This window comes from Priestia aryabhattai, from assembly GCF_023715685.1.
Taxonomy (GTDB): Bacteria; Bacillota; Bacilli; order Bacillales; family Bacillaceae_H; genus Priestia; species Priestia aryabhattai_B.
The window spans coordinates 274,480-286,344 of record NZ_JAMBOQ010000002.1 but is presented as its reverse complement, the minus strand read 5'-3'; the positions used below and the strand labels follow the sequence as shown (position 1 = coordinate 286,344).

Annotated in this window: 15 protein-coding genes; 6 read left to right on the top strand and 9 right to left on the bottom strand. The window is 37.9% G+C overall.

Annotated elements, in window-relative coordinates; genetic code table 11:
- From phnX to M3225_RS08155, 4 genes are all read right to left on the bottom strand, one after another.
- On the bottom strand, nucleotides 1-783 hold the full coding sequence (gene phnX / locus M3225_RS08170) for a phosphonoacetaldehyde hydrolase (protein ID WP_251392426.1): 783 nt from the start codon (nucleotides 781-783) through the stop codon (nucleotides 1-3).
- A gap of 356 nt (nucleotides 784-1,139) precedes the next feature.
- Nucleotides 1,140-3,038, bottom strand: a complete 1,899-nt coding sequence (locus tag M3225_RS08165) for an endonuclease MutS2 (protein ID WP_251392422.1) — start codon at nucleotides 3,036-3,038, stop codon at nucleotides 1,140-1,142.
- Between the two features lie 452 nt (nucleotides 3,039-3,490).
- On the bottom strand, nucleotides 3,491-3,820 hold the full coding sequence (locus M3225_RS08160; RefSeq protein ID WP_251392414.1) for an AzlD domain-containing protein: 330 nt from the start codon (nucleotides 3,818-3,820) through the stop codon (nucleotides 3,491-3,493).
- Nucleotides 3,817-4,542 carry an AzlC family ABC transporter permease gene (locus M3225_RS08155; protein WP_251392412.1) on the bottom strand — a complete coding sequence of 242 codons (726 nt, stop codon included), beginning with the start codon at nucleotides 4,540-4,542 and terminating at the stop codon, nucleotides 3,817-3,819. The genes M3225_RS08160 and M3225_RS08155 overlap by 4 nt, the downstream gene beginning before the upstream one ends.
- A 95-nt stretch (nucleotides 4,543-4,637) precedes the next feature.
- Between M3225_RS08155 and M3225_RS08150 the strand changes: the two genes are divergently transcribed.
- A complete protein-coding gene (locus M3225_RS08150; RefSeq protein ID WP_116076375.1) occupies nucleotides 4,638-5,192 on the top strand; it encodes a helix-turn-helix domain-containing protein in 555 nt (184 codons plus the stop codon).
- A 49-nt stretch (nucleotides 5,193-5,241) separates the two neighbouring features.
- Here the strand turns inward: M3225_RS08150 and M3225_RS08145 are convergent, their stop codons facing one another.
- Entirely contained in the window at nucleotides 5,242-5,925 is a 684-nt protein-coding gene (locus tag M3225_RS08145) for a TerC family protein (RefSeq protein WP_251392411.1), read from the bottom strand.
- A 330-nt stretch (nucleotides 5,926-6,255) separates the two neighbouring features.
- Between M3225_RS08145 and M3225_RS08140 the strand changes: the two genes are divergently transcribed.
- Complete coding sequence (locus tag M3225_RS08140) at nucleotides 6,256-6,432, top strand: hypothetical protein (RefSeq protein WP_251392410.1); 177 nt, start codon at nucleotides 6,256-6,258, stop codon at nucleotides 6,430-6,432.
- Nucleotides 6,433-6,473: 41 nt separating this feature from the next.
- Here M3225_RS08140 and M3225_RS08135 read toward each other — a convergent pair whose 3' ends face one another.
- On the bottom strand, nucleotides 6,474-7,457 hold the full coding sequence (locus tag M3225_RS08135; protein ID WP_251392409.1) for a LacI family DNA-binding transcriptional regulator: 984 nt from the start codon (nucleotides 7,455-7,457) through the stop codon (nucleotides 6,474-6,476).
- A 160-nt stretch (nucleotides 7,458-7,617) separates the two neighbouring features.
- Between M3225_RS08135 and M3225_RS08130 the strand changes: the two genes are divergently transcribed.
- Together M3225_RS08130 and M3225_RS08125 are read left to right on the top strand one after the other, a co-directional pair.
- The gene (locus M3225_RS08130; protein ID WP_251392408.1) at nucleotides 7,618-8,097 is read left to right on the top strand and encodes an RrF2 family transcriptional regulator; all 480 of its coding nucleotides are present in this window, start codon (nucleotides 7,618-7,620) and stop codon (nucleotides 8,095-8,097) included.
- Nucleotides 8,098-8,115: 18 nt separating this feature from the next.
- A complete protein-coding gene (locus M3225_RS08125) occupies nucleotides 8,116-8,499 on the top strand; it encodes a nuclear transport factor 2 family protein (RefSeq protein ID WP_251392407.1) in 384 nt (127 codons plus the stop codon).
- 36 nt (nucleotides 8,500-8,535) lie between these two features.
- Here M3225_RS08125 and M3225_RS08120 read toward each other — a convergent pair whose 3' ends face one another.
- The gene (locus tag M3225_RS08120) at nucleotides 8,536-9,360 is read right to left on the bottom strand and encodes an SPL family radical SAM protein (protein WP_251392405.1); all 825 of its coding nucleotides are present in this window, start codon (nucleotides 9,358-9,360) and stop codon (nucleotides 8,536-8,538) included.
- Nucleotides 9,361-9,795: 435 nt separating this feature from the next.
- Here M3225_RS08120 and M3225_RS29470 point away from each other — a divergent pair, with 435 nt between their 5' ends.
- Together M3225_RS29470 and M3225_RS08115 are read left to right on the top strand one after the other, a co-directional pair.
- Nucleotides 9,796-9,924: a hypothetical protein gene (locus M3225_RS29470; protein WP_255219776.1), complete on the top strand. Its 129-nt coding sequence runs from the start codon at nucleotides 9,796-9,798 to the stop codon at nucleotides 9,922-9,924.
- 179 nt (nucleotides 9,925-10,103) lie between these two features.
- Nucleotides 10,104-10,628 carry a hypothetical protein gene (locus M3225_RS08115; protein WP_251392395.1) on the top strand — a complete coding sequence of 175 codons (525 nt, stop codon included), beginning with the start codon at nucleotides 10,104-10,106 and terminating at the stop codon, nucleotides 10,626-10,628.
- Between the two features lie 140 nt (nucleotides 10,629-10,768).
- On the opposite strand, the gene M3225_RS08110 is transcribed toward M3225_RS08115, so the two are convergent.
- Both M3225_RS08110 and M3225_RS08105 read right to left on the bottom strand, forming a co-directional pair.
- On the bottom strand, nucleotides 10,769-11,209 hold the full coding sequence (locus M3225_RS08110; RefSeq protein WP_251392393.1) for a cell wall hydrolase: 441 nt from the start codon (nucleotides 11,207-11,209) through the stop codon (nucleotides 10,769-10,771).
- Between the two features lie 131 nt (nucleotides 11,210-11,340).
- Nucleotides 11,341-11,859: a dihydrofolate reductase family protein gene (locus tag M3225_RS08105; RefSeq protein WP_251392383.1), complete on the bottom strand. Its 519-nt coding sequence runs from the start codon at nucleotides 11,857-11,859 to the stop codon at nucleotides 11,341-11,343.
- Between the last annotated feature and the right edge of the window lie 6 nt (nucleotides 11,860-11,865).

Genomic DNA, 11,865 nt, shown 5'->3' with positions numbered 1-11,865 from the left:
TTATTGTTGTTCCAGTTGATTAATCACTTGATCAAGATCAGATATACGATCAACTACGAAATTTGCCCCGGCTTCTTCTAAACGGCTTCGCACTTCTTCCATTTTTATTTTTAATTCTTTTTGATCCATATTCTTTTCTGCTTCTTCAGAAAGTCCCATCTCACTGCTTCCTAAAATCACGCCTACTGTCCACATGCCGGCATTTTTTCCTTCTTGCATATCTGTTACGGTGTCTCCTACTTTTATGATACGATTCATAGGAAAGACATCTAACTCCATGGCATTACGGTAACACATCCATGGATACGGCCGACCTGCTTTTACATCATCTGCTGTGAAATAACAGTCCGGTGAATATCCTTTTTCTTTTGCTTTTGGCGCAACAATCTCCATCATTTTTTTCGTATACCCCGTCGTAGAACCTATTTTAATATTTCTGTTTCGCAAACGCTCTGCAAGCTCAACGGCTCCAGGAATAGGCGTGGTGAAGTCTTCTAATATATAAAATAAGCTTGATTCAAATTTATCATTCAGTTTTGCAACATCTTGTTCTGTTGGCTTTGATCCGTGTGCCTTTTTCCATTCCTGTTGAATACGCGGCATCTTAAGAAGCGCTCGGATATGTTCAATTTTCAGCATACCCATTGGCTCTCTAGCTTCTTCAATTGTAATTTCTACCTCTTGTCTTTTAAATACCTCTAAAAACGCCTCAAGCGGAGCAAAACATCCGTAATCAATCATTGTTCCAGCCCAGTCAAATACTACAGCTTCGATTTTTTTCATTTTCCCTCTTTCCTTTCGTTATTTAATTTGCCATTTACACTATCTTTGATAAATAGTTTTCCCATTTATAGAGAATTCCTAAGATGGACGAAAGCGGTAAAAATAATGAGTGCACTTATCTCTGAAGCTGTTTTTTACACTTAACAAAATGAAAGTGCTTTGAATGTTGTTTTTTATTGTTTTTATACTTTTTATATATTATAACACGTTAAAACAACAAAAAACCACAACAATAAACAATTATAAAAATGATGTAAATTCCTTTGAAATTCATCTAAAGATTTGTTCTATGTATTTTTAAGAAGCTACATAAAAACAAAAACCCAGCACTTTCCTATAAGTGCTGGGTTTCTGCTTTACCTATTTTCCCGTATATCTTTTTCAATTTTCCGTAATGCTTTTTTTGATCCTCGCTGCAGATCATGCTGCTCTTTTCGATCTTTATAGCTAATAAATAGTGAATCGAGGTCATAGCCTTCGGGATATAATTCAGCAGCTTTGATTTCAAGAGCTACTCGCTTAACGTTTACTTCGATTAACTCATTTTGATAGAGTACGACTATATTGTTTATGTTGTTTTTAGACTGATACACAATCGCATGATTTTCATAATCTAACAGCTTTACTCGATCTCCCATTTGGTATTCAACACTGTCTTTCTTCTCTTCCTTCAAAACAGTTGGTTTTTTTATTTTATTTTCTCTCACGACTTCTGTATCATACGATTTGCTTTCCATATAGAACTTTGCTTTTTGTAAAATCTCTTCTTCTACCTTCATCTTCTTTGAAATCCAAAGTGCATTGCTTTCTCCAGATGTTCCAATTAACAGTTGATACAGCGGTTCTAATGTTTTACTGTTGAACTGCATCGCGGCATTCATAAAGTCAGGATGAATTTCTGAGAAACGCTTAATTTCTCCGTAATGCGTGGTCGCGACCGTTATGCAGCCCATATGATAAAACTTTTCTAAAATCGCAATCGCAAGTGCAGCTCCTTCATTCGGTTCGGTGCCGCTGCCGATTTCATCGAATAGAAGCAGCGTATTGTTCGTTGCTTTTTGCAAAATAGCCGATATATTCTTCATGTGGGAGGAAAAGGTGCTCAGCGCATTTTCAATACTTTGGTTGTCGCCGATATCGACAAAAACATGCTCAAACAGTGCAATTTCTGTTCCTTCATCAGCTGTAATATGAAACCCTAACATTGTAGCGAGCGTCAGCAGTCCAATCGTTTTTAAGACAACGGTTTTCCCTCCTGCGTTAGGTCCCGTAATAATTAAGCTTCGATAATTCTGACCAATTTCGAATTGAAGCGGAACAATTTCACCAGTTAACAGCGGGTGATATGCGCCTTTTAAATGGATATATCCATAATCGTTAATTTTAGGTTCGATTCCGTCTGCCTGTTTACTGTATTTTGCTTTGGCAAACATCATGTCGTATTGGCTAATTAGCTCTAAATTAATATGAATATCAGCTAGCTTCTCTAACACAAATCCTGTTAAAGACGCTAAAATTTGATATTCTTCTACCTCTTCTTCTGCTTTCAAAATCGCTAGTTCTGCATTCAGCTTTGTAATAGATGCAGGCTCTATGAACACTGTTGACCCTTTAGAGGATGTTTCAACAATTGTTCCTCCAACGTGATTTTTATAGGTGGCCTTAATCGGAATCGTATAGCGATCTCCTTTTTTACTGATGAAGAAGTCTTGAATATACTCTTTGTTTTTACTGTTTCGTAAAAATTTCGCAAGCTGTTCTGAAATCTTAGCTTCCGTTCCTTCCATATGTCTTCTGATACGCTTAAGCTCTTTGCTTGCCGCAGCGTCTACTTTTCCGGCTTTGATGGCAAAATTAATTTCCTCTTCTATACTTGTCAGTTCTTTCATCGAATGGGCATAGGAACTTAAGAGCGAAGCAAAAAATTCTTTATCCACCATATATTGTTTTACTTTTCTGCAGCCTTTTAAAAAATCGGATACGCGCATCAACTCTTCGGGCTCTAAAATCATGCCTTTTTCAAGCTTTTCAATGACTCTTCCTATACCTGAGACACCCGATAGCGGAAGTGATTTCTCAGCATCTAGAAGTCTTCGTGCTTCTGTTGTTTCTTTGAGTCGGTTTTTTACTGTTTTAAGAGATGTGCTCGGCTGAAGTTTATCCATTAATTGTTTTCCCAGCTCACTTACGCAGTGAGATTTTACGATTTCTTTTAATTCATGATACTGCAATTTTTCAAATGTCATCGTATTCATGGTTTTTCTCCTCACTATGATTTGTCATCACATATGAAGATACCTATTTATTAGAAGGCAATGAAAAAGGTAAACGAAAAAAAACTGTGGTGATCCCACAGCTTTTTGCGTTCATAAGGTGTCTAGAGCACATATCATAAAAGAAAGCTCTGTAAAAACAGACGCCTCTCTGACGACAAATGCCGAACCCTTTATAAAGCATTGTAGGTATCTTCATAGGCAGTGAAATAAAGCCATAAGCAAATAAAGGGTACCTTCATTTTCAAAAAATACCCACCTTACTTATTCAATTTATTTCATTCAATTGTTCCTATTTAGATACTACTCCGCTCATAAAAGCACCTCATCTATATTTTTGTTTTCATTGGCTTCTAATTTACACTCTTATCATACTATATGAAAAAGCATACGTAAAGGAGACAGTAAAAAGCTCAAGAGCATAACTTGAGCTTTCATGACAAAAGAAAAAAACGAAGCAGCGCCATCATTCCAACTCCGCTAATAACGGTGATGGATAAACTTTTTGTTTTCAGCGCAATCAGTAAAGTTGGAATGACTACGATGATGACGGGCCAATTAACTTTTACGTTGTCATTTGTTTGAATGATAAAGTTTTCTACAACAAGTGCTGTTAAAATACAAATAGGAATGTAAGATAACCATTTTAGTATCGGTTCTGGCAGCGCGATGTTACGCACAACTAAAAACGGAACAATACGAGGAACTACGGTAACAAGGGCACACCCTAAAATGATGATAAGTGTTGGGTAGTGGATACTCATTTATCCGTCACCACCCCAATTGTCGCTACAATAATCGTTGAAATCAATACAGCCACATGTGAAGGCACCAAAAAAGACAGCACAATCATAAGAATCGCCATATAAAGGATTAAACGTAAATAATGATTAAGCTTTGAAGGTAACACGCTTTCGATTTGTAAAACAAGCAGAGCTAAAAACATAGCTGTCAAGGCAAAATCAAATCCAAAGGCTTCTGGATTTGATAGCAAATGGCCAAAAATAGCTCCTACCGTACAGGCGATAATCCAGCTGACGTAAGCTGTTACATTTAATCCGTTCATCCAGCGGTCATTAATTGGCTCGCCTTTTGCAATTTTACTTGAAGACACCCCAAATGATTCATCTGTCAGAAGCGCTCCAATTCCAACATTTTTTAATAATGAATATTTTGTAAATTTAGGCGCGACCGTAGCACTCAAAAGAAAATGTCGTAAGTTAACAATGAATGTTGTAAGAATAATAGCTGAAATTGAGCTGTTAGCAACCATCAGCGCACAAATAATAAACTGAGCAGCCCCGGCATACACGAGCGCCGATAATAAAGCAACTTCCATAACGGAAAGATGTGAAGACACTCCGACAATACCGGCGGCAAGACCTATACTTATGTAACCTAATAGCGTGGGGATACAATCCTTAGCCCCTTGTCTGAACGTTAAATCCATTTTTTCTCTTTGCTGTACTGCTTTTTCTGCGATCACCGTACTCCCTCCTTTTCTGCTATATTATACATCTATACGTTATATTAAACAACGGTATGTTATACTATCTTTATAATAGTTAAAGGAGAACAACAATGGACGCAATCCAAGATATTATTGCTAAAAATCTTGTTAAATTACGAAAAAATCGAAATTTGACGCTTGATCAAGTTTCCGAATTAACGGGTGTTAGTAAAGCAATGCTTGCACAAATTGAAAAAGGTAAATCCAGCCCGACGGTTACTACGCTTTGGAAAATCGCCAACGGTCTTCAAGTCTCTTTTTCTGTATTTATGAAAGAAGACACCCCGGATGTACAGAAAGTAAGCATAAAACAGCTAGATCCCATCACGGACAACAAAGGTGATTACTTAGTTTATTCTTTTTTTCCTTATCACCCAGAAAAAAAGTTTGAAATTTACATCGTCACATTAAAGCCTGGATGCGTGCATGAAGCGAAAACTCATTTAGGAGATGAATACTTGCTTATTAAAGAAGGAGAATTAACGGTTCGTTTTGAAAGCGAAGAACATGAATTAGTCTCAGGAGACGCTCTGCATTTTTCAGGAAATACCTCTCATAGCTATATAAATTCTTCTGAAGAAAAAGAAGCAAGCTTTTTTCTGCTTATGCACTATCCCGAATCATAAAATAGATAATAAAAAAGAACGTACGGATGATTCGTACGTTCTTTTTTTATTAAGCTGCGTGCGCTTGTTCTTTTTTCATTTTTTTGTTTTTCATGTACCCAATGCCTACAACAGCAACAGTTAAGATAATTTGAACAGCGAGGTGTAAAGCTGTACTTGGAACAAATCCGCCGATAATCTTATCTTCAACAATCATTTTTCCTGCAGACCATGCGAGCATCGCTGCTCCAGCATAAATGATAATCGGAAATTTTTCCATTGCTTTCATAATAAAACTGCTTCCCCAAATAATAATCGGAATTGAAATTAATACACCAATCATAATTGGGACAAATTCGTGAGCTACACCTGCTAAAGCTAATACGTTGTCTAATGACATGACCGCATCTGCAATGATGATGGTTTTAACCGCGCCCCATACCGTTGCTCCGCCTTGAGGATTATCACCGTGATTATGATTATCCGCTAATAATTTATATGCAATCCATACTAGCATCAAACCGCCGACCGCTCCGATTAATGGGATTTTTAATAAAGGAACAATAATAGCCGCAAATAATAATCGAAGACCAATCGCGCCGCCTGTTCCAATTAAAATCGCTCTTTTTTGTAAATCTTTTGGTACGTTACGAGCCGCCATTGCAATGACAATCGCGTTATCACCGCTTAAAATTAAATCAAGAAAAATAATTTGCAGCAAACCTTGCACTGATACGCCAATTAGTTCCTCCATAGTTACCTCCACTTTCTTTTTTTATGTAACGTTTCTCCTCTAAATGTCCGAGTCTTTTCCTCCTTTTTTATAATTGAATACAAAAAAGACCCTTACCAAATAAGCGGTAAAGGTCTTGCTAACAACATAATGTCGCCAACAAAGCCGAGAGATAATCTCTGTAATGACGACTTTGCTGTTAAAGCTACTCCCCTTTAGGAGATACGTTCAATTATTTGTTTTTATCTACACCACTTATACTATAGCACCTCCTACATTCTGTCAATCGTTTTTTTGTTCACTCTCACTGCAGTGAAATTACTGTCGCTTTTCTAGAAATGATGTCGAAAAATGAATGACAGCAAAACGCTCGGATCTGCCAACGCTTCTTCTAAAGGAACGTACTCTGTAAAAATACCAGCGCAAAAAAAAGCACTACTCTTACCGTCACGGCCAAAGACGGTGCGGGCAATGTTAGCAGCGGAGCTACAACAAAAGTCGTTAAGCATTAATCAAAGAAGGAGGTGACTATAGTCACCTCCTTCTTTGATGTAGTTAAAAACCGTTTTTTATGTAAAGCGATGGTCCACGCTTTCTCTTTCAATCAATTCATAGTTAGAAAGCGTAAGTTTCTCAACTTGTTCTCCGTTGACTAGCTTAATGATTCGCTGCGCTCCCATTTGTCCCGCTTCTTTATAGTAATAGTTCACAGTCGTTAAGCTTGGATGAATCACCCCTGTAATTTCATAGCCTCCAAAGCCGGTAATCGATACATCTTCAGGAACGCGCTGCCCGTTCAAATAAGCTGCCTTTAACGTGCCGAGCGCAATGTTATCGGTCGCACATACAATAATGGACGGATTAAATTCTTTTATCACAGCCGTAGCCGCTCCGATTGCATCGCTCATGTTAAAGCTTGTTTGATAACAGCGGATTTCACAATCACTGTCTTTAAGACCTTGCTTTAAGCCTTCTTTTCTCTTTACACCTACAGCTATGTCTTTTTCTGTTACGCCTAAAAAAGCGATTTTTTTATGCCCTTTTTCCCCTATGTACCTACCAATGTCACATGCAGCCTCGTAGTCTTGGTGAATTAAACTGTGGACTTCTTCATGCTGCTGTCCAATTAGCAAAACAGGAATTGAAATTGTGCGGAACGCTTCTAAATGAGCTTTTGTGATTTGAACGGCAAGCAGGATAATACCAGCTACCTTCTGCTTAGCCAGCGTATAGATATTTTCGATTTCTCTTTCTAAATCTTGATTAGAATTTGAAACAATCATTTGATAGTGGTGGTCTCTAAGTTCTTGGTCAATACCATCTAATGTGCGGGAAGTCGCAAAAGAACCCATGCGCGGAACAATTACACCGATGATATTTGTTTTTTTTGCTTTTAAGCTTTGAGCAAAAGCATTTGGGCTATAGTTTGTTTCTTTAATAATCCCTTCGATTTTTCGTTTCGTCGCATCGCTCACAGACCCTCCGTTAAGGTAGCGGGATACAGTGCTTTTTGCTACTCCTGCAAGCCGAGCGATATCTGCAATAGTTGTCATTCTCTCATCTCCGTATTTTGTTGCTGTTTCTTTCACAGTATACACGAATATCACGTGCATATTAAGTAACTGCTTTACTTTTTGATTCATAAGCGGTATGATACCCAAAACGCGGACAAACATTATCCACGTTGTACACATATAGCAGGAGATGATGTTTTTGCATATGAAAACAGGCGTTGAGCAATCGGTGTATGCCATTTTACTGCTTACGTTTTTACCTGAAAAAGCTGTGTTGCCAGGAGATGTCATCAGCACTCAGCTTGGAGGGTCGCCTACGTATTTTCAAAAGCTTCTTCGCAAGCTGGTTAGCGCTGATTTACTTGCTTCAGTTCCTGGGAGCAAAGGTGGATTTCGCTTAAAGAAAACACCGGAAGAAATCCGCATTTATGACGTATACGTAGCAATCGAAGGCAAGCAGTCTCTTTATTCATCAAGCGGTATTTTTCACGATATGCTTAACTTAAAAGACAAAGATATTTGCTTATTATCGGATTTAATGGAAGAAGCCGAATCTTCATGGCAGTCCATTTTAAAACGGCAAACTATTGCCATGCTCACAAATGAAATTCACAAAAAATGTCCGAAAGAAAACCTGGACATGCTAAAAGCAACAGTAGAAGAAAAAATGGTGCTGTAGTACACAAAGGAGATCATCATGGAAAACTTAAATAGATATTTTGATTTATTCGATCAATCACGTACAAGCGAACAAGCATTTGAAGAATTAGTCAGCCTTTTTTCAGACGATATCGTATTTGTCTTAAACGGCCACGAAAAGCAAGGCATTGAAAACTGGAAGCTGTTTGTGAAAATGGTTTTTAAAGAAAATGCTGATATTAAGCATATGTTCGAAGGCTGGAAAGCAGTTGAAGGTACAGCTATGTTTGAAACGCCTTGGGCAGTATGCGGAAAACGTGCATCTGGCAGCGTATTTACTCAAACGGGAAAAGATATTGCTAAGCTAGACGACAACGGAAAAATTAGCTATTTAGAAAATGTACCTGACGATACAAACATGTTTGATACGTATAAAAACTAATATGTAAAAAGAAGGGCTCCACTGGCCCTTCTTTTTTCACGGGGCAAATCCCTCTTGAGAAAGATAAATCATTGAAGAAGGATAAAATTTTTCAAAATAACGAATGGCTTTGATATGAATGTCTTTGTCATACCAGTCTAGGAAACCGTGCTGCTCAAATAGTTCCGGCATCCCTAGCCTTTTAGACGTTTTACCTAAGGAACCGTCTCCTAAGTACAACGTGTCAATGCAAATCCGGTCCATCATTCCTTTTATTTTTTCAGGAAATTCAGGCGTGAAAGGAAGCATAGGAGCAATCGTTACTTGCGTTGAAATTCCGCTTTCTTTTACTTGTTTTAACGCGTCCATACGAAGTTTTATCCCCGGAGCATAAGGAGAAAAAATCTGTTTTACATCTTCTCGGTCTGTTTCAACAGTCATTGATACGCGAAGATCACATACTTTTTGAAGTTCTAAAAGCAAATCAATATCCCTTGTCACAAGCGGCGACCTTGTTTGAATCAATAAAAAATCAGGCGGATGATCGAGCATCATTTCTAAAAGGGCGCGGGTGATGCCTGCTTTTCGCTCAACCGGCTGATATGGATCTGTCGCTGAAGACATAAAGATGCGCACCGGCTGCTTTTTTATTCGAAGTTTTTGTATTTCTTTTTGGTAGACTTCAGCTGCGTTGACTTTTAGCTCCAGCCATGTCCCCCACTCCATCTCTTTAAAACGCTGAATCGGCAGCTCTCGCACGTAGCAAAATTTGCAGGAAAATGCGCATCCGGCATACGGATTTAAACTATGAGTATAACCCGATGCCAAAAAGCCGGTTGCTTTTGTTAAAATACTTCTCGAAACTACGTCTCTTTCATTCATCTTTCTCACCTCTTTGTCCAATCAGCATATTAAGTTCACAGATCAAAAAAACTACTTTCCACATGGAAAGTAGCTCTGTACACCCTCAGCTCATCAACTGTTTTTCTTTTCATTTGTCATTTCAAGTAAAGAGGTTAAATATGAATTTAACTCAAATTGGTCCTTTTCAATAAAATCAGATAATACCGGCTGCTCTTCTTTTCTCATCTTTCTCCACTCCTTTTGTTTTTTATGTATGTGTTTTCATTCATCAATGGATAAAAGTAATGTACTTAACTCTACCCGTATTAAAACAAAAATAATCATGGTATTTTATACTATTTTTAAATTTATACGCCTTTTATTTGTATATTTTTTACAACATCACGCACATTAAGATTAACAAACGTATAAGCTTGATTAACATCTCACTTCATATAAGGAGGAATAACAAACATGAATCATGAACAAAAATCCACGCTGTCTCCTGTCTCACAAGAGCAGCAAAGCCCGGATACTCAACTAACAGAAAAAGAAGAACGTATGCCGGAATACACGCATACTTCGCTTAATCCAGATTCATAGAACAAAAAGAGAAATGCACCGGCATTTCTCTTTTTAATTTTAAGACAAACATACAAATACTGGAATATAATGATGTGTTATACTTTTTTTGTTGATCATAACATTAAGACAAATGGAGGTAATTACATTTAACATGGCGAATGGGTACGATTATCTATTAATTACAAGGGAGAATGAGCATGAAGAAAAAAGCAATAAGGGCAGTTTGTGCTCTTTTAACGGTGTTCATGTTAAGTGCCTGCAGTACTGAAGACGTTGTGACAAACGAATCAGAGCCGGAAGTTTCTGTTTCTACTACAGTTAAACCGCTGACGAAAAAAGAATTTAGTGAAGTTGAAACATCAGAGTTAACAAGCGCTTCTAAAGAAGATTTTCGCAACGTGCGTATGATTCTTACGTTACGCGGGACGGATTACCTGTCATATATTCAAGTTAAGCTACCTCACTATAGAGAAGCTTTTAATAACATTAAAGACGATCAGCAAATAAGATATTGGTTTGGCAGCGGTGCAGATGAAGAGCAAGAAAATAAAAATATCTATACGAGGGAATTTGTACTTTACACGAACGGCTTAAACGATAAGCAAATTAAAGAAATTTTGGCAACAGGTAAGGTAAAAACGTCGTGGGTATTAAAGGATACAAAAACGAAGGAGCAAGAGGAATTCGATGCCGGTGAAAACATAGAGTTTGAAGCAAAATAATGAATGCCCAACTAACAAAAGCCCCCTTTATTAAAAGAGGGCTTTCTCTTATTATATGAAGAACGACTACCTTATTACCTACAGCTAAAGGGTTTGATTTGAGGCCAGACCTTCAGAATGCAGCATATCTCCTAGGCTATCTACCCGTTATAAACGCTAGCGCATGTTCCGGGTTTTGGCTCATAGTAACAGTGATTTTTGTATTGACCAGAAGCCGGTTGACCGTACCAGCTTGGAGGGCATGGAGCGGATGGATTAAAGTACCACAAGGCATATTTCCCCGGGTGCTCTCTCCAATAATCCAAATTCTTTTTGGCTAACCTTTTTTCAACACCTCTTGCTCTTTGATAAAATACGTTTCCTTTTTGAACAGCTTCAAACGAATAGTTGCCTCCCTGCACTTGATAAATAACTTGCGGAACTGATCTTAAATTTTTGAAATCTAAACAGTTTGCTTTAAGACGATTTACAATGACATTTCCAACATACAGCATCCCTTGTTTTCCTTCGCCTTCAGCTTCTGCTCTCATCATCCTTGCCATTAAAGCAACGTCTGAATCTCGATAATTTACTCTTGGCATTTTTTCACCCCAAAAATATACTATGAAAAAAAGACTGTCTTGATGTCACTGTCCCTAAAATAACAATGGCTGGATGTTAAATACATGATTCACACACTGACATTACAGAAAGAGTCTCTATTATAAAGAGCTTATCCTTTTTCATAATACAGCTGAGCAATTTGCCCGTACTGCTTCATATGAGTTAGCTTCAAGTTCATTTCTGGAATCCCTTGTTTAAATAGCGGAATACCAGCCCCAAGCAAAACGGGAATGACCGATATGATAAATTCATCCACCCTCTCTGCTTTTAAGAAATCAGCGAGAATATCAGCGCCTCCTACTAGCCATATTTTTTTATTGTCTTGGTTGACGTTGTTGAGAAATGACGTCACGCTTTCGTTTACAAACTCTACATATTGATTTTTTCCTTGAGCAGAGCGGCTAAACACGTAGCACTTTTTATCGTGATAAGGAAAATCTGATGTGAGCTTCAGCACGTGGTCGTACGTAGCCTTTCCCATAACGACCGCATCACACGTTTGATAAAACGCTTCATAGCCGTTGTCTCCCTCTCCTTCTACGCTTTCTAGCCAGTCACTCTCTCCGTTTTCTCTTGCAATATACCCATCTAAGCTTGCGGCAATATATACGACGATTTTTTTCTTCATTACTTT